Annotated in this window: 32 protein-coding genes; 18 read left to right on the forward strand and 14 right to left on the reverse strand. The window is 71.2% G+C overall.

Annotated elements, in window-relative coordinates; genetic code table 11:
* From ACFYPM_RS28220 to ACFYPM_RS28240, 5 genes are all read right to left on the reverse strand, one after another.
* On the reverse strand, positions 1-495 hold the full coding sequence (locus tag ACFYPM_RS28220) for a TspO/MBR family protein (protein WP_387203122.1): 495 nt from the start codon (positions 493-495) through the stop codon (positions 1-3).
* 160 nt (positions 496-655) lie between these two features.
* Positions 656-799 (reverse strand): GPGG-motif small membrane protein, encoded by a 144-nt coding sequence (locus ACFYPM_RS28225; RefSeq protein WP_007464364.1) that lies wholly within the window; start codon positions 797-799, stop codon positions 656-658.
* Positions 790-1,566: a metallophosphoesterase gene (locus ACFYPM_RS28230; RefSeq protein WP_357254750.1), complete on the reverse strand. Its 777-nt coding sequence runs from the start codon at positions 1,564-1,566 to the stop codon at positions 790-792. The genes ACFYPM_RS28225 and ACFYPM_RS28230 overlap by 10 nt, the downstream gene beginning before the upstream one ends.
* An 11-nt stretch (positions 1,567-1,577) precedes the next feature.
* Positions 1,578-1,856, reverse strand: a complete 279-nt coding sequence (locus ACFYPM_RS28235) for a hypothetical protein (RefSeq protein WP_357254748.1) — start codon at positions 1,854-1,856, stop codon at positions 1,578-1,580.
* Complete coding sequence (locus tag ACFYPM_RS28240; protein ID WP_357373711.1) at positions 1,853-2,437, reverse strand: nucleotidyltransferase; 585 nt, start codon at positions 2,435-2,437, stop codon at positions 1,853-1,855. The genes ACFYPM_RS28235 and ACFYPM_RS28240 overlap by 4 nt, the downstream gene beginning before the upstream one ends.
* 180 nt (positions 2,438-2,617) lie before the next feature.
* Here ACFYPM_RS28240 and ACFYPM_RS28245 point away from each other — a divergent pair, with 180 nt between their 5' ends.
* A complete protein-coding gene (locus ACFYPM_RS28245) occupies positions 2,618-3,289 on the forward strand; it encodes a thymidylate kinase (protein WP_387203377.1) in 672 nt (223 codons plus the stop codon).
* On the opposite strand, the gene ACFYPM_RS28250 is transcribed toward ACFYPM_RS28245, so the two are convergent.
* Complete coding sequence (locus tag ACFYPM_RS28250; protein ID WP_387203128.1) at positions 3,274-3,966, reverse strand: SDR family NAD(P)-dependent oxidoreductase; 693 nt, start codon at positions 3,964-3,966, stop codon at positions 3,274-3,276. The genes ACFYPM_RS28245 and ACFYPM_RS28250 overlap by 16 nt on opposite strands.
* Positions 3,967-4,129: 163 nt before the next feature.
* Here ACFYPM_RS28250 and ACFYPM_RS28255 point away from each other — a divergent pair, with 163 nt between their 5' ends.
* The 4 genes from ACFYPM_RS28255 to ACFYPM_RS28270 all read left to right on the forward strand — a co-directional run bounded on the left by ACFYPM_RS28255 (position 4,130) and on the right by ACFYPM_RS28270 (position 8,452).
* On the forward strand, positions 4,130-5,146 hold the full coding sequence (locus ACFYPM_RS28255; protein WP_387203131.1) for an NAD-dependent epimerase/dehydratase family protein: 1,017 nt from the start codon (positions 4,130-4,132) through the stop codon (positions 5,144-5,146).
* Between the two features lie 75 nt (positions 5,147-5,221).
* Entirely contained in the window at positions 5,222-6,136 is a 915-nt protein-coding gene (locus ACFYPM_RS28260; protein WP_387203134.1) for a MurR/RpiR family transcriptional regulator, read from the forward strand.
* A complete protein-coding gene (gene murQ, locus ACFYPM_RS28265; RefSeq protein WP_387203137.1) occupies positions 6,133-7,089 on the forward strand; it encodes an N-acetylmuramic acid 6-phosphate etherase in 957 nt (318 codons plus the stop codon). Before ACFYPM_RS28260 ends, murQ begins: the two co-directional genes overlap by 4 nt.
* Positions 7,090-7,462: 373 nt before the next feature.
* The gene (locus ACFYPM_RS28270; RefSeq protein WP_357254735.1) at positions 7,463-8,452 is read left to right on the forward strand and encodes a sigma-70 family RNA polymerase sigma factor; all 990 of its coding nucleotides are present in this window, start codon (positions 7,463-7,465) and stop codon (positions 8,450-8,452) included.
* Between the two features lie 71 nt (positions 8,453-8,523).
* Here the strand turns inward: ACFYPM_RS28270 and ACFYPM_RS28275 are convergent, their stop codons facing one another.
* On the reverse strand, positions 8,524-9,501 hold the full coding sequence (locus tag ACFYPM_RS28275; protein WP_387203141.1) for an NlpC/P60 family protein: 978 nt from the start codon (positions 9,499-9,501) through the stop codon (positions 8,524-8,526).
* Positions 9,502-10,008: 507 nt separating this feature from the next.
* Here ACFYPM_RS28275 and ACFYPM_RS28280 point away from each other — a divergent pair.
* The gene (locus ACFYPM_RS28280; protein WP_387203144.1) at positions 10,009-10,509 is read left to right on the forward strand and encodes a DUF6232 family protein; all 501 of its coding nucleotides are present in this window, start codon (positions 10,009-10,011) and stop codon (positions 10,507-10,509) included.
* Positions 10,510-10,548: 39 nt separating this feature from the next.
* Here the strand turns inward: ACFYPM_RS28280 and ACFYPM_RS28285 are convergent, their stop codons facing one another.
* Together ACFYPM_RS28285 and ACFYPM_RS28290 are read right to left on the reverse strand one after the other, a co-directional pair.
* Positions 10,549-10,878, reverse strand: coding sequence for a DUF3817 domain-containing protein (locus ACFYPM_RS28285; RefSeq protein WP_357254729.1), 330 nt, complete (start codon positions 10,876-10,878; stop codon positions 10,549-10,551).
* Positions 10,879-10,903: 25 nt separating this feature from the next.
* A complete protein-coding gene (locus ACFYPM_RS28290; protein ID WP_387203147.1) occupies positions 10,904-11,326 on the reverse strand; it encodes a hypothetical protein in 423 nt (140 codons plus the stop codon).
* 131 nt (positions 11,327-11,457) lie between these two features.
* On the opposite strand from ACFYPM_RS28290, the gene ACFYPM_RS28295 reads away from it, so the two are divergent.
* Genes ACFYPM_RS28295 through ACFYPM_RS28305 form a run of 3 tightly spaced genes read left to right on the forward strand, consistent with a single transcriptional unit; the run spans position 11,458 to position 12,722 of the window.
* Positions 11,458-11,793 carry a DUF6158 family protein gene (locus ACFYPM_RS28295; protein WP_387203150.1) on the forward strand — a complete coding sequence of 112 codons (336 nt, stop codon included), beginning with the start codon at positions 11,458-11,460 and terminating at the stop codon, positions 11,791-11,793.
* A complete protein-coding gene (locus tag ACFYPM_RS28300; protein WP_387203153.1) occupies positions 11,793-12,125 on the forward strand; it encodes a hypothetical protein in 333 nt (110 codons plus the stop codon). Before ACFYPM_RS28295 ends, ACFYPM_RS28300 begins: the two co-directional genes overlap by 1 nt.
* Positions 12,126-12,179: 54 nt before the next feature.
* Positions 12,180-12,722: a DUF1360 domain-containing protein gene (locus tag ACFYPM_RS28305; RefSeq protein WP_387203156.1), complete on the forward strand. Its 543-nt coding sequence runs from the start codon at positions 12,180-12,182 to the stop codon at positions 12,720-12,722.
* A gap of 60 nt (positions 12,723-12,782) precedes the next feature.
* On the opposite strand, the gene ACFYPM_RS28310 is transcribed toward ACFYPM_RS28305, so the two are convergent.
* The 3 genes from ACFYPM_RS28310 to ACFYPM_RS28320 form a co-directional block, all read right to left on the reverse strand.
* The gene (locus tag ACFYPM_RS28310; protein ID WP_357254720.1) at positions 12,783-12,977 is read right to left on the reverse strand and encodes a hypothetical protein; all 195 of its coding nucleotides are present in this window, start codon (positions 12,975-12,977) and stop codon (positions 12,783-12,785) included.
* A 126-nt stretch (positions 12,978-13,103) separates the two neighbouring features.
* Positions 13,104-13,328, reverse strand: a complete 225-nt coding sequence (locus ACFYPM_RS28315) for a hypothetical protein (RefSeq protein ID WP_387203159.1) — start codon at positions 13,326-13,328, stop codon at positions 13,104-13,106.
* A 292-nt stretch (positions 13,329-13,620) separates the two neighbouring features.
* On the reverse strand, positions 13,621-14,715 hold the full coding sequence (locus ACFYPM_RS28320) for a 3-deoxy-7-phosphoheptulonate synthase (protein ID WP_387203162.1): 1,095 nt from the start codon (positions 14,713-14,715) through the stop codon (positions 13,621-13,623).
* A gap of 274 nt (positions 14,716-14,989) precedes the next feature.
* On the opposite strand from ACFYPM_RS28320, the gene ACFYPM_RS28325 reads away from it, so the two are divergent.
* The gene (locus tag ACFYPM_RS28325) at positions 14,990-15,208 is read left to right on the forward strand and encodes a hypothetical protein (RefSeq protein WP_357254715.1); all 219 of its coding nucleotides are present in this window, start codon (positions 14,990-14,992) and stop codon (positions 15,206-15,208) included.
* On the opposite strand, the gene ACFYPM_RS28330 is transcribed toward ACFYPM_RS28325, so the two are convergent.
* A complete protein-coding gene (locus ACFYPM_RS28330) occupies positions 15,175-15,912 on the reverse strand; it encodes a phosphodiesterase (protein ID WP_387203166.1) in 738 nt (245 codons plus the stop codon). The genes ACFYPM_RS28325 and ACFYPM_RS28330 overlap by 34 nt on opposite strands.
* Before the next feature lie 100 nt (positions 15,913-16,012).
* On the opposite strand from ACFYPM_RS28330, the gene ACFYPM_RS28335 reads away from it, so the two are divergent.
* The 4 genes from ACFYPM_RS28335 (at position 16,013) to ACFYPM_RS28350 (ending at position 20,383) form a co-directional block, all read left to right on the forward strand.
* Complete coding sequence (locus ACFYPM_RS28335; RefSeq protein ID WP_387203169.1) at positions 16,013-17,302, forward strand: M16 family metallopeptidase; 1,290 nt, start codon at positions 16,013-16,015, stop codon at positions 17,300-17,302.
* On the forward strand, positions 17,299-18,636 hold the full coding sequence (locus tag ACFYPM_RS28340; protein ID WP_387203172.1) for a M16 family metallopeptidase: 1,338 nt from the start codon (positions 17,299-17,301) through the stop codon (positions 18,634-18,636). The genes ACFYPM_RS28335 and ACFYPM_RS28340 overlap by 4 nt, the downstream gene beginning before the upstream one ends.
* 163 nt (positions 18,637-18,799) lie before the next feature.
* Positions 18,800-19,825, forward strand: a complete 1,026-nt coding sequence (locus ACFYPM_RS28345; RefSeq protein WP_387203175.1) for an aspartate-semialdehyde dehydrogenase — start codon at positions 18,800-18,802, stop codon at positions 19,823-19,825.
* An 87-nt stretch (positions 19,826-19,912) separates the two neighbouring features.
* A complete protein-coding gene (locus ACFYPM_RS28350; protein ID WP_387203178.1) occupies positions 19,913-20,383 on the forward strand; it encodes a PPOX class F420-dependent oxidoreductase in 471 nt (156 codons plus the stop codon).
* 43 nt (positions 20,384-20,426) lie between these two features.
* On the opposite strand, the gene ACFYPM_RS28355 is transcribed toward ACFYPM_RS28350, so the two are convergent.
* Positions 20,427-21,008, reverse strand: coding sequence for a nucleotidyltransferase family protein (locus ACFYPM_RS28355; protein ID WP_387203181.1), 582 nt, complete (start codon positions 21,006-21,008; stop codon positions 20,427-20,429).
* 207 nt (positions 21,009-21,215) lie between these two features.
* Between ACFYPM_RS28355 and ACFYPM_RS28360 the strand changes: the two genes are divergently transcribed.
* The 4 genes from ACFYPM_RS28360 to ACFYPM_RS28375 all read left to right on the forward strand — a co-directional run bounded on the left by ACFYPM_RS28360 (position 21,216) and on the right by ACFYPM_RS28375 (position 24,576).
* Positions 21,216-21,458 carry a hypothetical protein gene (locus tag ACFYPM_RS28360; RefSeq protein ID WP_387203184.1) on the forward strand — a complete coding sequence of 81 codons (243 nt, stop codon included), beginning with the start codon at positions 21,216-21,218 and terminating at the stop codon, positions 21,456-21,458.
* A gap of 73 nt (positions 21,459-21,531) precedes the next feature.
* A complete protein-coding gene (locus ACFYPM_RS28365; RefSeq protein WP_387203187.1) occupies positions 21,532-21,948 on the forward strand; it encodes a CBS domain-containing protein in 417 nt (138 codons plus the stop codon).
* A gap of 196 nt (positions 21,949-22,144) precedes the next feature.
* Positions 22,145-22,516 carry an SCP2 sterol-binding domain-containing protein gene (locus ACFYPM_RS28370; protein WP_387203190.1) on the forward strand — a complete coding sequence of 124 codons (372 nt, stop codon included), beginning with the start codon at positions 22,145-22,147 and terminating at the stop codon, positions 22,514-22,516.
* Positions 22,516-24,576, forward strand: coding sequence for a glycogen debranching N-terminal domain-containing protein (locus ACFYPM_RS28375; protein WP_387203193.1), 2,061 nt, complete (start codon positions 22,516-22,518; stop codon positions 24,574-24,576). The genes ACFYPM_RS28370 and ACFYPM_RS28375 overlap by 1 nt, the downstream gene beginning before the upstream one ends.
* Positions 24,577-24,644: the final 68 nt, after the last annotated feature.

Raw genomic sequence — 24,644 nt, forward strand, 5'->3', positions numbered from 1 at the left:
TCAGTTGTTGAGCTGCCAGATCGACAGGTTCAACGCGGCGGCGAAGGTGACCCAGGCCCAGTAGGGCAGCAGCAGCGCGGCCGCCAGCCGGGACACCCGGGCGAACAGCACCACGGTGAGCCCGATCGCCAGCCACATCACCACGATCTCGGCGAACGCCAGCCCGTACTGTCCCGCGCCGAAGAACAGCGGGGTCCAGATGGCGTTGAGCACCAGTTGCGCGGTCCACGCCCAGAGGGCGGTGGAGAAGCCAACCCGGCGCCACACCAGCCAGCCGGCCACGGCGATCAGCGCGTAGAGCAGCGACCAGACCGGGCCGAACAGCCAGGAGGGCGGCGCCCAGTCGGGCTGCCGCAGGCTCGCGTACTCGTCGGTGGTGCCCTGCACCCCCAGCCCGCCGATCGCGGCCGCGACGAACACGGCCGCGACGAACCCCACCAGGGCCCACCACGGTCGCCGTCCGGAGGTCCTCGATGCGCTCTGGGTTATCTCCATGGTCGAGATAATTTCCCAGCGGCGTCCGCTCAAACCGCCGACGGCGGCACGATCGCCCACAAAAAAGCGCCGGGATCGCCCCGGCCGGTGCTCCTGTCGGGAGGACGGAGCTCCGGTCGCGGCGACCCCGACGGGTCCCGGTTATGACGGCGTGCGAACGCTAATTGAAGATGCTGACACCACCCGGGCCGACCAACAGCCCGACAACGATGAGGACGATGCCCCACAGGATCTGCCGGCGGAACAGCGCGAGGATGCCGGCGACCACGAGTACGACTGCGAGAATCCAAAGAATCAGCTCCATGACCTCTGAATACCCGACTGACTGATCGTGGAAACCTGGTCGGTGTCAAGTTGATCGCCCACGTGGAACACGCTGTACGCCTGCTTGATCACCGGATGCGCGACGTTGCGTACGCGTACCCCACCGGGGGTCGTGCCGCGCTCGGTGCCGGCGTGCGCGTGCCCGTGCAGGGCCAGCGCCGTAGGTGCCGAGTCGATCGCCTGACCCAGCTGGTACGACCCGAGGAACGGGTAGATCTCCAGCGGTTCGCCGACGAGCGTGTCCGGCACCGGTGCGTAGTGGGTGAGCGCGACGAGCATGTCGCAGTCCAGCGAGCGCAGCGCGGCGCCGAGGCGGTCCGCGCTGTCGGTGGTGGTCCGCACGAAGGACTTCATCTCCGGCTCGCCGAAGTCACTCGCGCACCGCCCGGCGAACCCGCCGCCGAAGCCCTTGACCCCGGCGATGCCGAGCCGTCCGCCGGCGCAGTCCAACACCACGCCGTTGCCCTCCAGCACGGTGATGCCCGCGTCCTCGAGCACCTTGACCACCTGGGGTACCTGGTCACACTGGTGGTCGTGGTTGCCCAGCACGGTCACCACCGGCACGGCCAACCCACCGAACTCCTCCGCCACGCAGCGCGCCTCGGCCTCGGTGCCGTGCCGGGTCAGGTCCCCGGCCAGCAGCAGCACGTCGGCGCACTCCGGCAGCTCTTCCAACGCCGGTCGGAACCGTCCGACCACGTCCTCGTCCAGATGCACGTCACCCACCGCGGCGATCCGGATCACCATGGAACCCTCCCTCAGGGCAGTTGCTCGATCTCCGTGGGCGCCTGGGCGCGGATCACCCCGATGTCGCTGGCGATCGGTACGTCAGGAAAGCGTTCGGACACCCGGCGCAGGATCTCCGCCCGCCGGTGCGGACTCTCCACCTCGCCGTAGAGGACGAGGGCGCGTTCCCGTCGGACCACGGTGATCCCCTGTTCGGCGACGGCGGGGTCCTCGGCGAGTAGCCGCTGGATCTCCGCCTCGACGTACTCGTCGGGTGGTGGCCCGGCGCCGATGTCGCGATGATGGGTCACGATGTCCCCTCTCCTGGCTGGGTGCCGACCGCCGGCACCACCTCCAGCCGGTCCAGCAGCACCAGGAACGCCTCCGCGTACGGCGAGTGCTGCGTCTCCTTGCGTACCCGATCCCAGTCGATCTGCTCCCGCAATGACCGGGCCAGTGGCAGGCCGCGGGCGAAGTCGCAGTAGTGCTGGGAGAAGCTGAGCAGTTTGTGCACCATCAGCTGGGTGGCGGACAGCACCGGCATCTGGATCGCGTCCACCGGCCGGATGACCGTGTCGGCGAACGTCTCCTCGGTCACCGGCGTCTCGATCGGCCGGTGGATGAGGTCCACCATCCGGCCGTCGTCGAAGACCTTGACCAGCCAGTCCTCCGGTGGTCGCTGAGCGACGAAGCCGGTGGCCACCAGGGCCTCCAGGGCCTGTTCCACGTCGGCCTCCCGGATCAGGAAGTCGACGTCGTGCTCACTGGAGTGGCCCCCGTGGGCGTAGACGGCGAAGCTGCCGCCCAGGGCGAACGGGATCTCGGACTGCTTGAGCACGGCGGCGACCTTCTTGAGGGTGTGCACCAGACTCTCGTCTCCGCGCTCAGCCATCTGGATCTCCCGTCGTCTTGGTGTACCGGCGGTTTGGGTTTCAGACTCCCGTACCCGGCATTCCGGTCGGCCACACCTCCATGAGACGCGGTCGGGCGGCAACAGGGATGAAACATCACAAACCTCGCGGAGTCGATGCGCGGGTCGGATAATCTGTGGAGGGTGGCCAGATCATCGGGGATGCGACGCGGCGGGGCCCGGTTGCGCACCGTCGCCCTGATCGGCATCGACGGCTCGGGCAAGACCACCCAGGCGCACCGGTTGGCCGACGCACTGACGGCCGCCGGGCGCCCCGCCACCTACCGACGCAACGCCAGCGGACGCCGTTGGCTCGGCCGGCTCGCCCACCGGCTCGGACGGCCGGACGCCCAGCGGCTCGTCGGGCGCGACGGCGTGCTGGCGGTGGAGTCCGTGCTGCGCTGGCTCGCCATCGCCGTAGCCCTGGTCACCTGCCTGCTCACCGGCCGGACGGCGGTGATGGACCGCTACTCGGCCTGCCAGTACGCGAGCATCCGCGCGCATGGTGGGCACCGCTGGGAGCGGCTGGCCCGCGCCGGCTACCGACTGTTCCCGACCCCGCAGGTGACCTTTCTGCTCGCGGTCGACCCGGCGGAGGCGTACCGGCGCATCGAGGAGCGCGGCACCGACCACGAGACGATGGGCTGGCTGACCGCGGCGGACACCGCCTACCGAACCCTGCCCGAGTACCCGAGCTTCGTCCTGGTGGACGCGGGCCGGCCGGCCGAGGAGGTGACCGAGCAGATCCAGGCGCACCTGGGGACCTGGCTGCCGGCGTCCTCCGGGACGACGGAGGACGACGGCGACGCGTTGGTGGCTCAGGCCCGCCCGTAGACCGGCACTGTCGCTCCGCTGGTGGGTGCGGAGTCGGCCGACGCGAGGAACCGGATCACCGACGCGATCTCGGCCGGGGCCACCCAGCGGGAGTGGTCGGCGTCCGGCTGGGCGGCCCGGTTCGCCGGGGTGTCGATGACGCTTGGCAGCACGGTGTTGCAGCGCACGTTGCGGGACCGGTACTCCACCGCGACCGCGTTGGCGAGGGCGAGCACCGCCGCCTTGGCCGTCACGTAACCGGCGGCACCCGGGAACGGGGTGAGCGCCGCGCGGGCGGCGACGCAGACCACCGCGCCGCCGCCGGCCGCCACCAGGTGCGGCAATGCGGCTTGGGTGACCAGGTAGGTGGGCCGCAGGTTGACGGTGAGCATCCGCTCGAAGTCCGCGATCGGGGTCTCGTGCACCAGTCCGCCGCTGGCGTAGCCGCCGGCCAGGTTGACCACCGCCCGCAGCGGCGCGGCCGGCGCGTCGGCAGCGGCCTCGACCGCCCGCGCGGCCCCCTCCGGTTCGCTCAGGTCCGCGACCAGCCGGACCAGTTGGTCCGCTGCCGGGCCCGGGCCGGGCCGGGCGGTCCGCTCCGGTACGACCACCCGCCAACCCGCCTCGACGAACGAGGCCACCACGGCCCCGCCAAGCCCCCCGAACCCCCCAGTAACCAAAACGCTCCGCCCCGCCATAGAACCCACGCTAGTACCCCCCGGCCCCGCCCCGCCCGCCCCCGCCCTCGTCGATCAAGAGGTTGTTGCTGCGACACGCCGAGGTGTGGCCACAACCTCATGATCCGTTCTGCGGTGGGCAGATTAGTGGGGTTGTTCGGTGCATGGGGCGCATCATCGGCGGATGCGGATCCTCATTCTCGGTGGCACTCGATTCCTCGGTCGGGCTACGGCCCGGCTCGCCGTCGAGCGGGGGCACGAGGTGACCTGTGCGGCCCGGGGCGTGTCTGGCGCCGTACCGGCCGGGGTCCGTTTCGTGCCCGTGGACCGGGACGACCCCGAGGCGCTGGCACCGCTCGCCGACGCGGGTTTCGACGCCGTGGTCGACGTGACCCGCCAGATCAGTCACGCCCGGTACGCGCTGGCCGCGCTTGCCGATCGGGTCGGCCACTGGTCCTTCGTGTCGACGATCTCGGTGTACGCGGACAACACCATCCCGGGTCAGACCGCGTTGGACGCGCCAGTGCTGGCACCGGCCCCACCCGAGGTTGACGGCCCGGTCGGTCCGGACCACCGCTGGTACGGCGAGTCCAAGGTGAGCATCGAGCGGCTGGTCCGGGAGCGGGTGGGTGTGGACTGCTCGTTCATCTGCCGGGCGGGGCTGATCGTCGGCGCGGAGGACCCGAGCGACCGCTTCCCGTACTGGGTGCGGCGGCTGTCGGCCGGTGGAGAGGTGCTCGCGCCCGGTCGGCCGACCGACCGGGTGCAGTTCGTGGACGTCGCCGATCTGGCGGGCTGGCTGCTGCACGCCGCCGACACCGGTCTCGCCGGCACGTACGACGGTGCCGGGCCGGCGATGTCCCGCGCCGACCTGCTGCACGGGGTGGCCGCCGGGCTGGGTGTCGCCGATCCGGTCCTCACCTGGGTGGACCAGGAGTTCCTGCTGGCCCACGACGTCCGGGAGTGGTCGGGGGAGCGGGCTCTGCCGCTCTGGGCGCGGCTGCCGGAGTTTGGTGGTCTGATGGACCGGGACACCCGACCGGCGCTGGCTGCCGGGCTGGCGGTCCGTCCACTGTCGGACACTGTTCGGGCGACCGCGGCCTGGATGACAGCGGACCCCGCGGCCGTCCGGCAGGGGGGACTGGACCCGGCGGATGAGGCGGCGGTGCTGCGGGAGTGGCAGGCTGTGCGGGACCGGTGATTTAGCCGTCGGCCGTTTCCGTCGTAACGGCCAGTCATGGTTGACGCCTACGCCAGGTGAAAGTAAGTTTCATCCGTGGCGAAGAGTCCGAAGATTTCTGCGAGTCAGGAGCCCGGTGGGCTGATCGTCCACATCAGCGGGCTGCTGCCGTCGCTGTCGCCCGCCGAGCAGCGGGTGGCCCGACTTGTCGTCTCCGACCCGGCCGCCGCGGCCCGGCGGACCATCACCGACCTCGCCACCGCGGCGGAGACCTCGGAGGCGACAGTCATCCGGTTCTGCCGATCGGTCGGCATGGATGGTTACCCCCAGCTGCGGATCCGGCTCGCCGCCGAGGCCGCCCGCCGGATCGAGCCACCGGACGCCCGGGTGGTGGGCGGCGACATCCCGCCCGGCGCCGACCTCGCCCAGATCATCGCCACCATCGCGTTCAACGACGCCCGTGCGGTCGAGGAGACTGCCGAGCAACTCGACCCCGCCGTCTGTGAGCAGGTGGTCGAGGCGATCAACAGCGCCGGTCGGATCGACATCTACGGCGCCGGTGCCAGCGGGTTCGTCGCGTCGGACTTCCAGCAGAAGCTGCACCGCATCGGCCGGATCTCCTTCTACTTCCCCGACGTGCACACCGCGCTGACCTCGGCCGCGCTCCTCGGTCGGGGTGACGTGGCGATCGGCATCTCGCACAGCGGCACGACCTCCGACGTGATCGAGGTGCTGGAGCAGGCCCGTACGCGAGATGCCGTCACCGTGGCGCTCACCAACTTCCCGCGCTCGCCGATCACCGACGTGGCGGACTTCGTGTTGACCACTGCGGCCCGGGAGACCACCTACCGCTCCGGCGCGACGGCCAGCCGGCTTGCCCAGCTCACCGTCGTCGACTGCCTCTTCGTCGGGGTGGCCGCCCGCAACCGGGCTCGGGCCCGCAAGGCACTGGAGTCGACCGCCGAGGCGGTCCAGTCGCACCGGGTGGGTGCCAACCGGAGGCGGCCGTGACGGCCGGTGCGGTGCAACCGGACGCAGACCTGCCCGCACCACCCGCCCGCCCGACGGTCCGGGTGGGCGCACCCACCGAACGGCGTAACCCGCTGAGCGTCGACCTCGACCTGATGTCGACCCGGGACGTGCTCACCGTGATCAACGAGGCGGACCGGCGGGTGCCGGCCGCGGTCGCCGGGGTGCTCGACGAGATCGCCATCACCGTCGACCTGGCGGTCGAGGCGCTACGCGGCGGCCACCGGGTGCACTACTTCGGCGCCGGCACCTCCGGTCGGCTCGGCGTCCTCGACGCGGCCGAGCTGGCCCCCACCTTCAACTCGCCCCGGCACTGGTTCTGCGCCCACCTCGCCGGCGGTCCGGACGCCATGTGGCGGGCCGTGGAGGACGCCGAGGACGACGACCGGGGCGGCGCGGTCGAGGCGGCCAGTTGTGTACGCACCGGTGACCTGGTGGTGGGTCTGGCGGCGAGCGGACGCACCCCGTACGTGCTCGGGGCGCTCGCCGCGGCCCGTGCCAAGGGCGCCTCGACGGTGTTGCTCTGCGCCAATCCGGAGGCGGAGGCCGGCCGGTCGGTGGACGTGTTCATCGGGGTGGACACCGGACCCGAGGTGGTCACCGGGTCGACCCGGATGAAGGCGGGCACGGCGCAGAAGTTGGTGCTCAACACGTTCTCGACCGCCGTCATGGTGCGCCTGGGCCGGGTCTACTCGAACCTCATGATCGATATGGTGGCCACCAACGCGAAGCTCCGCGGCCGAATGATCTCGATTCTGGTCGAAGCCACCGGCTGCTCGGAGGAGGTTTGCCGGCAGGCGCTCGCCGATGCCGACGGTGACCTGAAGACGGCGCTGGTCTCCCTGGTCTCCGGTGCAGAGGTGGACGCCGCCCGGGCCGCGCTGGCCCGCTCCGCCGACCAGGTACGCGGGGCCCTCGCACTGCTCGCCCCGTAGCCGCACGCGCCCGGGAAGCGAACGGGGCTTCGGATTGTTCACTTGGCCGGGGGGTAATAACACCCCGAGGTGAACCGACCGGTCCTTCGACGCGTATCTGGCAGTGACCAGGATCGCAGCGTGGTGGTGACCCGGGTCGCTGTGCCCCCACGGCGGGCGGTGTTGCCATGGTGCGTAACCCGTGCGTGGTGCCCAGCGGCGAGCCATCCGACGGGATGCTGACAGCAAACGTGGACCGTGCTCTCAGCTACTACTCAGGCATTCGTGACACTTTCGACTCACCACACGGAATCCCCGGCACATCTCATCTGTTGTGTAGGTGTCAGCACCGATGGGCACAGCAGAAGTTACCAGGGGTTGACGGACGTGGGGAATGGCTAGGAACCGGGCAACCGGCGCGAGCGAGGGGACCGTGGGCAACGTGGACAAGAACATCGGCATGCGCACCGATCAGGTGGCCGAGGAGCGCGACCTGGTCGGCGTCTACCTGCACGAGATCTCCCGGACGCCACTGCTGGACGCCGCCCGGGAGGTCGACCTGTCCAAGGCGATCGAGGCCGGCCTCTACGCCGAGCACCTGCTCGGTGAGGAAGCCGTCCCCGCCGGTGTGGACCGGGCCGACCTGGAGTGGCTGGTCGTCGAGGGGGAGCGGGCGAAGGATCTCTTCATCCGCGCCAACCTCCGACTGGTCGTGTCGATCGCCCGCCGCTACGTGCGGTCGGGCATGCCCATGCTGGACCTGATCCAGGAGGGCAACACCGGCCTGGTCCGGGCGGTCGAGAAGTTCGACTACGAGCGTGGCTACAAGTTCTCCACCTACGCCACCTGGTGGATCCGTCAGGCGATCAGCCGGGCGATCGCTCAGCAGGAGCGCACCGTCCGGCTGCCGGTGCACCTCGTGGAGGACGTCAACCGGATGCGCAACGTGGCCCGGCAGTTGACCCGTGAGCTGGGCTCCGACCCGGAGCCGGAGCAGATCGCCGCCTCCCTCGGCGTCACCGTCGAGCGGGTCAACGAGCTGCGCCGCTGGTCGCAGGACACCGTCTCGCTGGACACCCCGGTCGGCGACGACGGCGACACCAGCCTCGGCGACCTGGTCGCCGACAGCGACGCGCCGTCGCCGGAGGACATCGTCCTCAGCGGCCTGGAGCGGCAGCGCATCGAGGGGCTGCTCAACCACCTCGACGACCGGTCCGCCGGCATCATGCGGGCCCGCTACGGGCTGGAGGACGGCCGGGAGCACTCGCTCACCGAGGTCGCGTCCCGGTTCTCGCTGTCCCGCGAGCGGATCCGGCAGTTGGAGATCCAGGCGCTCGGCCGGCTGCGTGAGCTGGCCCGGGCGGAGGGGCTGCAGGCAGCCTGACCTGGTGGTAACAACGGCGAACGGCCGGCGTCCGATAGGGGGACGCCGGCCGTTCGCCGTTGTCGGGTCAGCTAGCGAACCCGGCCGTAGCCCTGGATGGACATCATGTTCATGCCCCGTTTGAGCACGTTGCGGCCGGCGCTTGGCGCGTCGATCACCTGGCCGTCGCCGACGTAGAGGGCGACGTGCCCGAGCCCGCTGTAGAAGATCAGGTCACCCGGGCGTAGGTCGCCCCGCCCGATGTGCGCGACGGCACTCCACTGCATCCGGGTGTTGTGCGGCAGGGACTTTCCGGCCGCCCGCCAGGCCGCCGAGGTCAGCCCGGAACAGTCGTAGCCGTTCGGTCCGTCGGCTGCCCAGACGTAGGGCTTGCCGATCGCGCCGAACGCGTACCGCACGGCGGCGCCGGCGTCACCGGCCACCGCGGGCACGTTCTTGGCCTCGGCCGCCGCCGCCTTCGGCGCGGGACGCTCGGTGGCCGCCCCGTACGCCTGCCGACGCAGCTCGTACAGCTTGGCCAGGTCCTGCTCGATCTGCTTGCGGCCCGTCGCGAGCTGACGGGCCCGCGCTGCCTGCCGGGTCAGGGTGGCGTCCAGGCTGGCCTTCTCGTCCAGCAGTCGCCGCTGGTCGGCGGTGAAGCCGGAGATGCGCTCCTGCCGTTGGCGGGTCAGCTGGTCGAGCGTGCCCAGCCGGTCCAGCAGCGCGGCGGAGCCGCCGGGACGCAGCAGGGCGTCCGCGGTCCGCAGGCCGCCACTCTTGTACGCCGTGGAGGCAAGCTCGGCCACGTCGGCCCTGCTCTGCTCGACCTGCTGCTCCAGCGGGCCGATGCGGGTCTGTAATCGGGCCACCGTGGCCTCGTTGGCCTTGATTTCCTCACGCAGCTTGTTGTACGACTCCACGACCCGTTCCAACTCGGCCGAGGACGTCTCGATCCGGCGGGTCAGTTCGGCGGGGGACGGCTCGGCGTGCGCCACCGCCGGCGAGGCGATCAGCGCGGCCGACATGCCAGCCAGCGCCACGGTACGCAGCAGGTTTCTCAGGGATGACAAGAGCGGAAGGCCCCTCTCCCACGGCCGCCGGGGCTGCTGACGCCCTCGGCGACACCGGCCGGGGTCATCCGGGCGGACGGCACTGGGCCGGACCGGCGCAACCAACCTAACCCGGGACGGATGTCGCTCGCAGTTGAAGCAGGGGCGAAAGTTGGGCGAGTGGCGGCCCATGTTCCTGCGTGGGGTGGAGCTGCTGAGACCTGTGGGGGCGTGAAAAGGCCTGTTCGTCGCCGGCTGACAGATATGCGACTTTCGTCGTTCCGGGCGTATCCCGTCGGATCACTGGCCGCCATAACCGATAAAAACTGAAATGGATGCTGTTTCTCGGTGATGTCCCTCGCGGGGCTGGCTGTCGACAACCGGCACATGCGCAGGTCGGCTGGCGACGCACCAACACAATGGGGGCTGACGCCGGGAATCCCGTCGGCAGACAGCCGCAGCCGTCACCGCCGGTCACCTCGGTCAACCGTCCCCACGGGAGGAACCGTGAATCGTGAAGGCGGACGTGTGCGACCGCCGCGATCGGGGCCAGGCGGCCGGTCGACCCTGCTCTACGCGCGGCCCGGCATCATCGTGACCGCCGACCGGTTCTCCGTCGGCCGGACCAGTTACCGGGTCGCCGACCTGACCCAGCTGCGTACCACCCGGGGTCCGCACGACCGGATCGCCGTCCGGGCCGCCGTCATCACCGCCAGCATGCTCGGCGGCGTCGGGCTGCTGCTCGGTTTCACCGGCGGGCTGCACCGCCTGACCGCCGGTGCGTACCTCATCCTCGGTGCGGTGTTCCTGCTGCCCGCCGCGCTGGCCGTGGTCGGCGACCGCTGGCGCCCACCACCGCACGAGCTGTGGGGGTGGTACGGGGGAGCCGAGATGCTGCTCTTCAGCGCCGACGACGAGCGACAGTTCGGCCAGGTCACCCGGGCGCTGCTGCGCGCACGGGAAATGAACCGACTCGGCGGCTGGGTCGACCCGCTCGCCTCGGCCGAGCCGTGGCGGCCCAGCCGTTGAGCCGACGGACGCCGAGCGCGCGTCGGCCCCAACGGCCGCTCAGCGGGCGACCGGCTCCGGGGTACGGGTCTCCTGCGGTGCGGCCACCCAGGCGCTGACCCGGCGCTCGGCGTAGAAGGAGACGAACGGCACGGTGCCGGCCAACATCACCAGCAGCATCCGCTTCAGCGGCCAGTCGGCCCGACGGCTCAGGTCGAACGCCGCCACCAGGTAGATCATGTAGAGGAACCCGTGCGCGGGTCCCACCGTCTCCACCACGACCGCGTTGTCGAACACGTACTTCAGCGGCATGCCGATCACGACCAGCAGGATCAGCACGACACCCACGATCCAGGCGATCGCGCGGTAACGGGTAAGGGCAGCGCCCACCTTCGTCCGTCCTTCCGAGCCCGGCTCAGCCGGGATAGTCACCGGGTCGGGCGCCCGGATTGGCGCTCAACCATGACAGGTAGTGGTTGTAGGCGGCCAGGTCGGTGTCCTCGACGGCGTCGTCGCCGGACGGCCCCCGGGACACCCGCACCGGTCGGCGTACCACCGGTCGGGACCCGGTGGCGACCGTCGGCGCGGGCTCGGTGGCCGGCTCCGCCGAAGGCGCGTCGGTGTCGGTCGCCCGCCGACGGGCCAACTTCACCTCACGCCACCAGACGTAGACCACGAAGCCGGCGAAGATCGGCCACTCGACCGCGTACCCCCAGCTCAGGCTGTTGCCGGCGGTGGCCCGGCTGATCTGCCACCAGCCCAGCCCGAGGAAGCCCACGACCAGCACGACCATGGCCACGTGACGTGCGATCCACGCCGGGGTCCAGAGCCGCCTCATGGCATCGAGAGTACCGGGGGCGCCGCCGGTCTCCGACACGGTGTCGTAGTTGTCGCGTGGCCGGCATGGTTTGGCGACACCGCGCCTGGGCAATCGTCTAGACGCCAGCCCAAACGAGATCAAGGGGGGCGATGATGACCGGATCGGTACGTGAGGACGGCTTTGCGTCCAGCGGCAGCACGGACATGAGCCCGGAGCAGCGAGTGCCCGAGTGGGGTGGCGATGACCTCGCCGACCCGGCGGGCGCTCTCGACGGCGACCTGCCCGGCGTCGACCCGATGGAGCTGAGCGACGAGGATCTGCTCCGCGAGATGCACAGCCTGCACCGCACCCGCCTGGACACCCTGCGGCACGCGGCGGACTCCGCGCTCGCCAACCACCTGCGTCGCACCGCGGAGCTGGAGACCGAATACCTGGCGCGTCACCCGGGCCGGGAGGTCGACCCCAACCGTCTGCGGGACTCCTGATGGCGGCGCGCGCCGTGCGCGGGATGTCCGCGCCACCCGAGGTGGTCTTCAACACCGCCACCGACCCCAACCGCGCCGCCGCGTGGCTGCCGGAACCGCTGCGCGGCGGCGGTAACCCCACCGCGGAGATCAGCGGCGCGGAGTTGCGCGCCCGGTGGGGTGGCGCGGCCGACTGGTCCGCCGAGATCCGGGTGGAGTCGGCCGACTCCGGTGGCGCCCGGATCCAGCTCGATCTGGCCGACGGTACGGACGGCTCGGGTCCGGACCAGTTGGCCGACGAGGCGCTCACCAACCTGGCACGCGCGGTCGCCGACAACCTCCAGGCCGGCTGAGGCGGCCACGCGGAACGCCGCTCCCGCACCACCACGAGATAGTGAGGAGACCGGGTGAGCGACACTGGCCTGCGACAGAAGGCGGCGCGGCTGCGCCGGGCGTACGCGCCGCACGAACACCGGCCGCTCGGCGGCTACCTGGTGGCCATGGGTGCCTACGCCGGGGTGACCGGGGCGCTCGCCGGCCTGGTCAAAGCGACCGGGCGGCCGGTACCGGAGCGCCCCGCCCCGTCCGACGTGGTGTTGCTCTCCATCGCCACGCACAAGTTGAGCCGGCTGCTGTCCAAGGACGCGGTGACCAGCCCTCTGCGGGCGCCGTTCACCCAGTACGACCGTCCGATCGGCAGCGGCGAGGTGATGGAGCAGGTCCGCGACTCGGGCAGCCCGACCCGGCATGCCATCGGCGAGCTGCTGAGCTGCCCGTTCTGCCTGGCGGTCTGGGTGGCCACCGGGTTGACCGGTGGCCTGGTGCTCGCACCCCGGCTGACCCGGCTGGTGGCCACCGCGCTGACGGCGGTCGCCGCGTCGGACTTCCTCCAGATGGCGTACGCGACGGCCCAGCAGGCCGCCGAGGGTGGGCACCACGACGACGCCTGACCGAAGGCACGCGCAAAGGGGGGCCGGCTGGACGCCGGCCCCCCTTTGGTCGTACCTGTCTCAGCGCTCCATACCGGACCAGCCGTGCGGCGACTCCGGCTCGCGTTCGTCCTCGTCCGCCCCGGTGACGATGTCCCGGTCCACGGCGGTGCGGTCGTGCTCGTTGGCGAAGTCCGGCTCGGGCGTGGTGTCCCTGCCCTTCGGCGGTTGACCCAGCGCCGGCACCTTCTCGTCGTGGTCCTCGTGGTGCGTCATGTCGGTGTCCCTTCTGCGGTGGCCCCCAGCGGTGGAACCGCCCAGGTCGCTCAGCCGATGAAATCGCCAGGTCGCTCAGCCGATGAAATCGCCCAGATCGCTCAGCCGATGAAATCGCCAGGTCGCTCAGCCGATGGAACCGCCCAGCAGGTCGCTGGCCTCGTCCACCGAGTACTCGCCCTCGGGCAGCGCGTCGATGCGCGCGAGCAGATCCGGCGGAAGCTCGGCGGCCACCGCCTGGCGGTAGATCTCCGCCTGGGTGACCCGCTCCTGCGCCCGGTAGACGTCGTTCAGCAGGTCATCGAGGGCCCGGGTGTCCGGCTCGTCGGGCACGAATCCGTCGTCGGTCACCTCGATCAGCTACCCGGGGCGGAATCGGTCAAACGTCACGCCGGTGGTCCGACCCACGTCCCCTGGCGGCCCTGCCCCAGGGGACACATGCAGCGCCGCCCCCGGCCGTGTGGGCCGGGGGCGGCGCTGGTGTCGGTGTGCAGGTCGCCTCTCGGCGAGTGGCACTACGCGGCTCCAGCCGGACGGTATTCCGCGAAGGCTATTTAGGTGAGGCCCGGGGACACGTGACACACCGACACCCCAGTCAACGAGCCGGCCCCCACCCGTGTTCCGCGCGCCGCAGTGTCGGCGGTCACACCTTCGCCGGGAGGGTGGCCCGGCGGGCCTGCACCGCGGAGGCCAGGTGGTCGAGCACCTCGACGGTGTCGTCCCAGCCGAGGCAGGCGTCGGTGACCGACCGGCCGTACTCAAGCGTCCGGGTCGGGTCGAGGTCCTGCCGGCCGGGCAGCAGGAACGACTCCAGCATCACGCCGGTGATCCCGCGCTGGCCGGCGGCCAGCTGGGCGGCCACGTCGAAGGCGACCCGCGGCTGGTTGCGGTGGTCCTTGCCGCTGTTGGCGTGACTGGCGTCGATCACCAGCCGCTCCGGCAGTTCCGCGGCGCGGAGCAGGTCGAGCGCACCGGCGACCGACTCCGCGTCGTAGTTGGGTCGCCCGCCCCCACCGCGCAGCACCAGATGACCGTCGGTGTTGCCCCGGGTGTGCATGATCGCCGGAGTGCCGGAGAAGTCGATACCGGGGAAGACGTGCGGCACGCCGGCGGCGCGGATCGCGTCCACAGCGGTGCCGATGCTGCCGTCCGGGCGGTTCTTCATGCCGATCGGCATGGACAGACCCGAGGCGAGTTGGCGGTGCACCTGACTCTCCACGGTGCGGGCGCCGATCGCCCCCCAGCCCACCGTGTCCGCGATGTACTGCGGCGTGATCGGATCGAGGAACTCGCAGCCCACCGGCAGACCGACCCGCAGTACGTCGAGCAGCAGCGCTCGGGCCAGCCGTAGGCCGGTGTTGACGTCGCCGCTGCCGTCCAGGCCCGGGTCGTTGATCAGGCCCTTCCAACCGACGGTCGAGCGCGGCTTCTCGAAGTAGACCCGCATGACGATCAGCAGGTCGTCGGCGAGCCGGTCGGCTGCCGTACGCAGACGTCCCGCGTACTCGAGGGCGGCGGCCGGGTCATGCACCGAGCAGGGGCCGACCACCACCAGCAGGCGGTCGTCCTCGCGATCCAGCACGCGACCCACCGCGCGGCGACCGGTCAGCACGGCCGACGCGAGCGAGGCGTCCAGGGGCAACTCGTGGTGCAGCAGGGCGGGCGTGGTCAGCGGCACGACACGGTCGATCCGCTGATCGCTGACCCGATCGGTCTCCGGGGTGGTCACGGTGGGCATCCTTCCGCCGATCGTGCCCGGGGCCGGTGCCCGGGACGAGCCGGCTGCTCGTACGCAAAAGGGCAGGAACGACAGCTCCTGCCCAGCCGGCTCGGTCCGTGGTGACGTCAGTTCATGGTGAAGTCACCGGCGTGCCAGCCGGCTGCCTAAACCATCGATAGGAACGCGTCACGGGGGCAAGCGTACCCGACCGGACGGGAACCTCCGGCCCATCGTCCCAAGATGCGGGGCGTGGACCGCGTGCCAGAGGCGGGGTCGGGGTAACAGGGGAGCCATGACTGACGAGCAGAGCGATCAGGAGCGGGTGGAGTCCCGCGCCCACCACCTCCTGCCCGAGGAGATCGCCGCGGGCAGCGACGATCCGGAGGCGCAGGCCGAGGCCATCCTCGCCGAGTCGGACCTCCGGGAGGCGGACCAGAACGCGGCGCCCGACACGGTGCTGGAACGTCGTACCTCGGATCAGACAGTGGTCGCGGTCGAGCCGCCCGACTGAGCGGTGGCCCCACGCGCCCGGCGGGATCCCCGGTAGGTGTGCTCCCGCAGCCAGGCCAGCGGACCTGCCGCCCGCAGTTCGGGTGGCAGGTTCCGCACCGGGTCGAACGCGAGCGCGGCGTCCTCCTCGGCGCTGAGCGGGGCACCGATCCCGACCTGCCCCACCGGCCGCCACGACCCGACGGCGGACGCGACCGCGAGCACCAGGCGCGGTGTGTCCGTCCGGGTCGCGGCGGCCACCGTGCGCAGGCTGCTCCCGAGGTCCACGGAGTCGGGGTCGGCCAGCGTGGCCAGCCAGATCCGGCGCGGTCCCACGCGATAACCCACGATCGTGCTGTACGTCCCGGTGAAGCGCCGTCGGGGCAGCGGCAGGTTCCGCAGTAGCGGGGCCGCGCCGCTGGAGCTGACCAGCAGGTCGAACGGTCGACCGGTCGCACGGTGCAGGCGCAGCGCGACGCCCAGCACGTCCGGCCAGCCGCCGGGCGTGGGGGTTCCCTTGGAGAGCCGGACGGTGGCCCGATACCGCCCGGGCTCGTCCAGCAGGGCGACCCCGGTGGGTGGTCCGGGCGTACCCCAGATCACCAGTTCGCCGGCGAACGAGCGACCGGCCGGATGCAGCAGCCGGCCGTGGCGCAGCCGGCCGAGCGCGGCGCTGGCACGTTCGACGATGGCGGCGGACCGGGACGGGGGCGGGGTGACGGTCATGGCCCTCCGGTACCCCGCAGGGCCGTCTCGATGCCCGGGGCCGGCTCGCCGACCCACCGCACGTCACCTTTCCGCCCGCGAGATCGGATAGCGTCGGGGGATGCCCGACAGCGGTTATCCCTGGCCCATCGAGACGTCCCGACTGGACAACGGCCTACGCGTGGTGGTGAGCGAGGACCGCACCGCGCCCGCCGTGGCCGTCAACCTCTGGTACGACGTCGGTTCCCGACACGAGCCGAGCGGGCAGACCGGCTTCGCCCACCTCTTCGAACACCTGATGTTCGAGGGCTCGGTGAACGTGGCGAAGACCGAGCACATGAAGCTGATCCAGGGCTCCGGTGGCTCGCTCAACGCCACCACCAACCCGGACCGGACCAACTACTTCGAGACCGTCCCGGCCGAGCACCTGGAGTTGGCGCTCTGGCTGGAGGCCGACCGGATGGGCGGCCTGGTCCCCGCGCTCACCCAGGAGACGCTGGACAACCAGCGGGACGTGGTCAAGAACGAGCGCCGGCAGCGGTACGAGAACGTGCCGTACGGCGACGCCTGGCTGCGGTTGCTGCCGCTGCTCTACCCGGCGGGACACCCGTACCACCACGCGACGATCGGCTCGATGGCCGACCTGAACGCCGCCGACCTCGCCACCTTCCAGGCGTTCCACCAGACCTACTACGCCCCCAACAACGCAGTGCTCACCGTGGTCGGCGACGCCACCGCGTCCGACGTGTTCGCGCTCGCCGACATGTACTTCGGGGCGCTGCCGGCACGCGACGACATCCCGGCCGCCCCGGACGGCCGCAACGTCCCGGCGACCGGGCAGACGGCCATCGAGTCGGTCAGCGCCGACGTACCGGCGCCGCGGGTCTACCTCGCCCACCGCACCTACCCGTTCGGCAGCCCGGAGTACCACGTGGTCACCGTGCTCGCCACCGTCCTCGGCAGCGGGCGGGGCAGCCGGCTCTACCAGCGACTCGCCGACGGTGAGCGGATCGCTCAGCCGGACCTGGTCGGGGCGTACGGGGTGGATCTCGCGCACGCCCCGGCACCGCTGATCGCCACCGCCACCGCCCGCCCCGGGGTGAGCGCCGAGCGACTGGCCGAGGGGTTGGCCGAGGTCGTCGACGAGTTGGCGACCGTGCCGGTCACCGCCGCCGAGCTGGATCGGGCCAAGGCGATGCTCAGCACCGGGTGGTGGCGTCAGTTGTCCACGGTGGACGGTCGCGCGGACCTGCTCGGCCGGTACGCCACGCAGTTCGGTGACCCGGCCCGCGTCGCCGAGGCGTTGCCGGGTCTGCTCGCGGTCACCGCCGAGCAGATCGCCGAGGCCGCCGCCGAGGTGCTCGCCACCGACCGGGTGCTGCTGACCTACCTGCCCGAGGAGACCTCATGACGCTGATCGCCGACCGTCCCGGCCCGGGTGCCGCCCGCCCGTACCGGTTCCCGCAGGTGGTGCGCCGTACGGTGGCCGGTGGTCAGGTTGTCGCCGCGCACCTGCCGGGGCAGAACCTCGCCGTGGCCCTGCTGCTGCTCGACGTGGGCGCGGGCCAGGAGCCGGTTGGCAAGGAGGGCCTGTCCGGTGTGCTGGCCAAGGCACTGGAGGAGGGGACGGCGCAGCGGGACGCTGCCGCGTACGCGCTCGCCGTCGAAGGGCTGGGCACCTCGTTGTCGACCGGGCTGGACTGGGACTCGTTCCAGGCCAGCGTGGTGATCCCGGTGGACCGGCTCAGCGCCGCCGTGGAGTTGCTCGCCGAAGCGGTCCGGACGCCGAGGCTGGACCCCGCCGACGTGCGCCGGGTCCGGGACGACGAGGCGACCGCGCTGCGGATGGACTGGGCCAACCCCGGCCCCCGCGCCGACGCCGCGCTGCGCGGTGACCTGTTCGGCGCCCAGAACCGGTGGGGCCGGCCGATGTACGGCGACCCGGAGTCGGTCGCCGCCCTGGACGTAGAGGACGTCACCGTCTTCCACTCCGAGTGGTTCCTGCGTCCCGGCACCCTGATCGTCGCCGGCGACCTGGACCGGATCGACCTGGACGCGCTGGCCGCCGCGGCGTTCGCCGGCACCGGTGGCGGCCCGGCCGAGCGGGGTGGCCCGATCGAGGTGCCGCTGCACGCCGGACGGCGGATCATCCTGGTGGACCGGCCCGGCTCGGTGCAGTCCACGCTGCGGCTGGGTCACCCGTCGCCGCACCGGGCGCACCCCGACCACGTGCCGATGACCCTCGCCGGCACGGTCCTCGGTGGGGCGTTCACCTCCCGCCTCAACCACCTGCTCCGCGAGGTGCACGGCTACACCTACGGCGTTCGGGGTGACTTCGCCTCGTCCCGCCGCTTCGGTCGGTTCGGGGTCAGCTCCGGTGTGCAGACCGCGGTCACCGTGCCGGCCCTGATCGAGGCGGTGGGTGAGATCAGCCGTACCCAGGCCGGTGGGGTGACCGAGGACGAGCTGGCGGTGGCCCGGTCCTGGCGGGCCGGGCAGCTCTCGGTCGAGTTGCAGAGCCCGCGGGCGATCGCGTCCGCGCTGACCACGCTCGTGGTGCACGACCTGCCGGACGACTACCACGCCCGGCTGCGTGAGTCGCTGCTCACCGCGGACGTGGACCAGGTCTCCGCCGCGGCGGCCACCCACCTGCACCCGGACGCGCTGACCCTGGTCATCGAAGGTGACGCCGCAGTGATCCGTGACGACCTGGCCGCCGCATCCCTGGGCGACCTGCTCCCCTGAGGTCGACCCAAACGCCGTTGATCAAGAGGTTTGCGTCACCCGGAGCACGGTTTCTGACGCAAACTTCTTGATCAACAGCTGCGGGGGTGGTTCGTGTGATCCGGGACCCGGGGGGTGGGAAAGGGCTCCCGGGTTCGGGGGTGGTCTGGGTAGCCTCGCGGGCATGAGGATCGGCATTGTGGGGTCCACCGGCCAGGTCGGTGGCGTGATGCGGCAGGTGCTGGCGGAACGGAAGTTCCCGGCGGAGCAGGTGCGGTTGTTCGCCTCGGCGCGGTCGGCCGGGCGGACGCTGCCGTGGCGCGACGGCGAGGTGACCGTCGAGGACGCCGCGACCGCGGACTACTCCGGACTGGACATCGTGCTCTTCTCGGCCGGTAAGAGCACGGCCCGGGAGCTGGCGCCCCGGGTCGCCGAGGCCGGCGCCGTGGTGATCGACAACTCGTCGGCGTTCCGGATGGATCCGCAGGTGCCGCTGGTGGTCGCCGAGGTCAACCCGCACGCGGCCCTCGACCGCCCGAAGGGCATCATCGCCAACCCCAACTGCACCACGATGGCCGCGATGCCGATCCTGCGGCCGCTGCACGCCGAGGCTGGTCTGATCGGGCTGGTCGTCTCCACGTACCAGGCGGTCTCCGGCGCCGGACTGGCCGGCGTCGCCGAGCTGGACGAGCAGGTCCGCAAGGTGGCCGAACACGCCGCCGGGTTGGCCTTCGACGGGTCGGCCGTGGAGTTCCCCGCGCCGCGCTCGTTCAGCCAGCCGATTGCCTTCAACGTCCTCCCGCTGGCCGGTTCGATCGTCGACGACGGCTCGTTCGAGACCGACGAGGAGCAGAAGCTCCGCAACGAGAGCCGCAAGATCCTGGAGATCCCCGACCTGTTGGTCTCCGGCACCTGCGTCCGGGTGCCGGTCTTCACCGGGCACTCGCTCCAGATCAACGCCCGGTTCGCCCGGCCGCTCACCCCGCAGCGCGCCCACGAGCTGTTGGCCGACGCGCCCGGGGTGGCGCTGACCGACGTCCCGACGCCGTTGCGGGCCGCCGGCCAGGATCCGACGTACGTGGGCCGGATCCGCGCCGACGAGACCGTCGAGTACGGGCTGGCACTGTTCTGCTCCAACGACAACCTGCGCAAGGGCGCGGCGCTCAACGCGGTGCAGCTCGCCGAGCTGGTCGCCGCCGAGCGTCGCTGACCGCCGCGCTCACCCCGAGCCCTCGCCGACGACCGGCGGGGGCTCGGTCGCGTCCGGGCGACGCGGCACCGGTTCAGGCGTGCTCGGATGGGACCAAGCCGATCCCTGGAGGAAACCGTGCCGGACGACCGCAGCCAGCAGGCCTTGACCGACCTGATCTCCAGCCGTTCGATGGGCGTGCTGGCGACCATCAAGCGGGACGGGCGACCGCAGATGTCCACAGTGGTCTACTCCTTCGACCGGGACGCCGGCCTGATCCGGGTCTCGGTCACCGACGGCCGGGCCAAGACCGCGAACCTGCGTCGGGACCCGCGCGCCAGCTTCCACGTCGGCAGCGAGGACGGCTGGGCGTACGCGGTGATCGAGGGTCGCGCCGAGCTGACCGCGCCGGCCGCGGCGCCCGGAGACGAGACGGTCGAGGAGTTGGTGGCGCTCTACCGGGCACTGAGCGGCGAACACCCGGACTGGGACGAGTACCGCCAGGCCATGGTCGACGACGGACGGCTGGTGTTGCGGCTGCACGTGGCGCGCGTCTACGGGATGCCGCCCCGGGGCTGACGTCCGCCCGTCGTTCTGGGCTGTTGCGCTCCGTAGCTGTTGGTCAGCCTGGTTCGATCACGGTCACCCCGGGCCAGCGCCGCACCGGGCGGTGTCGGGCCAACCGCTGCCGAGACGCCGCCACGTCCACCCGCGCCGGGTTGTGCCGCCAGATCCCGCCCAGCAGATCCGCCAGACCGTACGGAGCGCAGACCTCCAGCCGATCGGTCGAGTCCAGGCGGACGGCCACCGCGGTCGCGTACTCCGGCCAGGTGGCGATCGCCTCGGCCACGCTGCGGTACGGGGTGATCGGGTCACCGCCGAACCTCGCCGCATACCAGGTGTGCACCGCCGCCTGGTTCCGTGCCTCCCATGGCGGCTGCGGCCACGCCCGCGTGAGAAGGGCGGTGGCCTCGTGGTCGTCGTCGCGGGTCAGCCTCGTCGGGTCGAAAAAGACCACGTCCACGTCCCGGACCGTCGTCGGGTCGAACCCGTCGCCGTAGCGCTCGCCCCAGACCAGGTCGCGCAGAGCGCCCGCCCCGATCCAGGCGTCCGGCAGCCCGGAGGCACGCACCACGCTCAGCGCCCGGGTCAGCCAACGGCTGCCGTCGACCAGGTCCCGCAGCTCCCCCTCGCCCGGCATCATCCGCCCACGATAGGCAGCGGACCCGAGGACTGCTGTCGCCCACGGGTGGGTGTCCGCCCGCCGACGGGTACAACGCGCTGCCGTGCCGACAACGCGGAACGGCAGGCAACGCGGGGAGTGGGATGGGCGCCGACACGACAGGCGAGCAGGCTCGCCCCGGCGGCCCGTCCCTGCGCGGGCAAACCTCCCGTCTGCTGTCGTTCAGCGATGGTGTCTTCGCCATCATCATCACGCTGCTGGTGCCCGGGCGAACAGGCGCGGGCCGCGGCCGGCGTGCGGGGGTACTCGCTGGCGATTCTCGTCGGATACCTGGTCAACCCGCTGTTCGCACGGGGGATCTTCCTGCTGCTACCGATCTTCTTCTCGCTGACCAGCAGCGGCCTGTACGAGTTGCGGCGCCTCCGGCGAATGCGGCACTCGCACCCGCGGCACCCGCACTCGCGCAGATAGCCACCGGCGGTGGGCGTTACCCCCTCCCGGGCGGCGGGTAGACGGGCCGTGCCGACACCGAGAGGGGAGCACCATGACAACGGTCGGAGAGTTCATGACGACCCGGTTGGTGACGATGGACGGCAACGAGACGCTCATCGCTGCCGCGCAGGAGATGCGCGACAGTGCGATCGGTGACGTGGTCGTGACCGACGGCGACAACGTGGTCGGCATCGTCACGGACCGGGACATCACGGTGCGTGGTGTCGCGGAGAACATGGATCCGGGCTCGACCCAACTGAGCCAGATCACCACCCGCGATGTGATCACCGTGAGTCAGTACGACGACGTGGTGGCCGCCGCGGACCTGATGCGCACGTACGCCGTACGCCGGCTTCCGGTGATCGACGACGGGCGCCTGGTCGGCCTGATCTCGATGGGTGACCTCGCGGTGGAGCGCGAACCGCAGTCGGTGCTCGCGGACATCAGCGCCGACGACCCGAACAACTGACCGTCCGCCGCGGACGCGCGCCGGCTCTCCCCTCCCGGGCGGGCCGGCGCTGCGCTGTCGGGACGCCGCCGCTCACCCGATCCGGGCGAGATTGACCGGAGGGCCCTCGGGGACCCGTGCCGGGACGTGCGACGCCGGCCGGCCGCGCGACGCGAGCGCGGCGCGGGAGCCCGGGCAACTGGGAGGAGTGGACTCGATGGTGGACGCGACCACGAGGTTCTTCGAGGACCTGGACCGGCGGGGGTACGAACCCCTGCTGGCGAAGACCTCCGGGACGCTGCGTATCGACCTGCACGAGGGGGCGCAGACCCGGCACTGGCTGCTGAGAATCGACCACGGCCGGGTCAACGTGAGCCAGGAGGACCGGGAAGCTGACACCGTCATCGGTGCGAGCCCCATCCTCTTCGACGACATCGCCGCGGGCCGCGAGCAGGGCCTCGCCGCGCTGTTGCGCGGGGACATGACGGTGACCGGTGACGCCCGGCTGGTGGTGCAGGTCGAGCGGATCTTCCCGAGTTCGCCGGACGCCCGGGGACCCCGCCGACGCTTCGCGGGGGAGGGGTACTGATGGGGCAGTCCAACACGGTTCGGATCCTGGACGGCAACACGTTCGTCGTCTGCCAGGACACCGGCGACATCGAGGCGACTCCGAGCGAGCCGACCGGGCTCTTCTCCATCGACACCCGGTTTCTGTCCACCTGGGTGCTGACCGTCAACGGTGAGCGGCTCAACTCGCTCTCCTACGACGATCTGCAGTACTTCGAGTCCCGGTTCTTCCTCGTCCCGGGGATGGCCACGCACTACATCGACGCGAAGCTGTCGATCATCCGCGAGCGCACGGTGGGCGGCAGTTTCTGCGAGCAACTCACCATCCTCAACCACGACGAGAAGCCTGTCGATCTGGAAGTCCGGATGGACGCGGCGTCGGACTTCGCCGACCTGTTCCAGGTCAAGGACGAGATCCTCAACAAGAAGGGCGAGATCTACACCGAGGCCGAGTCCGACCGGCTCCGGTTGGGCTATCGCCGGGGCAACTTCCGGCGGGAGACGGTCGTCTCCTCGTCCATGTCGGCCCGGTACGACAGCGAGGGTTTCGCGTACACGGTTCACCTGGAACCCAACGAGCAGTGGGAAACCTCGATCGACGTCCAGACGCACGCGGTCGGTCCTGGTGGCCGGGACCTGCGGTTCGGGCTGCGCGTGCACGGCAACGAGCGGCTCGCCCTCCAGCACGACCTGGAGCAGTGGATCGCCGACGCGCCGAAGGTCAACAGTCAGCATGGTCGGGTGGCCAGCACCTACCGGCGCAGTCTGATCGACCTGGCCGCGCTGCGCTTCTCTCCCCTGTCGTTGGGCGGTGCCACCCTGCCGGCCGCCGGCCTGCCCTGGTTCATGACCATGTTCGGTCGGGACAGCATCTTCACCTGCCTGCAGACGCTGCCGTTCACTCCGCAGTTGTCGAAGACGACGCTGCGCATCCTCGCCGCGTTGCAGGGCAGTCGGTTCGACGACTTCCGTGACGAGGACCCGGGGCGCATCCTGCACGAGATGCGCTACGGCGAGACAGCGGCCTTCGAGGAGCAGCCGCACTCGCCGTACTACGGCTCGGTGGACGCGACGCCGCTGTTCGTCGTGCTGCTCGACGAGTACGAGCGGTGGACCGGGGACGTCGCGCTGGTCAAGGAGTTGGAGCAGGAGGCCCGGGCGGCGCTGCGGTGGATCGACAACTACGCCGACCTGGTCGGCAACGGCTACATCTGGTACGAACGGCGCAACACCGACACCGGCCTGGAGAACCAGTGCTGGAAGGACTCCTGGGACTCCATCTCCTACTCTGACGGCACGCTGCCGCCGTTCCCGCGGGCCACCTGCGAGGTGCAGGGGTACGCGTACGACGCGAAGATCCGCGCGGCCCGGATGGCTCGCCAGTTCTGGGATGACCCGGAGTTCGCCGACCAGTTGGAGCGGGAGGCGGCAGCGCTGAAGGAGCGGTTCAACCGGGACTGGTGGGTGGCCGACGGCGAGTTCTACGCCCTGGCCCTGGACCCGGACGGCCGCCAGTGCGACATCCTCAGCTCCAACATCGGCCACCTGCTGTGGAGCGGGATCGTCGAACCCGAGCGGGCGGAGAAGATCGCCCACCATTTGGTGGGGCCTCGGCTCTTCTCCGGTTGGGGAGTGCGGACCCTCGCCGAGGGGGAGATCCGGTACAACCCCATCGGCTATCACAACGGCACGATCTGGCCGTTCGACAACTCGTTCATCGCCTGGGGTCTGCGCCGGTACGGCTTCGCCGAGGAGGCCGCTACCATCGCCAACGGGATCCTGGACGCGGCCACGTACTTCGACGGCCGGTTGCCGGAGGCGTTCGGCGGCTACCCGCGGAACCTCACCAAGTTCCCGGTGGAGTACCCAACCGCGTGCAGCCCGCAGGCCTGGTCGACAGGCACCCCGTTGCTGCTGCTGCGGACCATGCTCGGTCTGGAGCCGCACGACGGTCATCTGTCGGTCGAGCCACGACTGCCGGTGGGTATGGGCCGGATCGAGGTGCTGGACATTCCGGGTCGGTGGGGTCGGGTGGACGCGTTCGCCCGGGGCCGACTGGACCTGGACAAGCTCGCGGACTGATCGACCAACCCGTCGAGCCGGCGGCGGCGCGCGACCCGCGCCGCCGCCGGTCCGTCACCCAGGCTGGC

This window comes from Micromonospora sp. NPDC005203, from assembly GCF_042872705.1.
In the GTDB taxonomy this organism is placed as follows: Bacteria; Actinomycetota; Actinomycetes; order Mycobacteriales; family Micromonosporaceae; genus Micromonospora.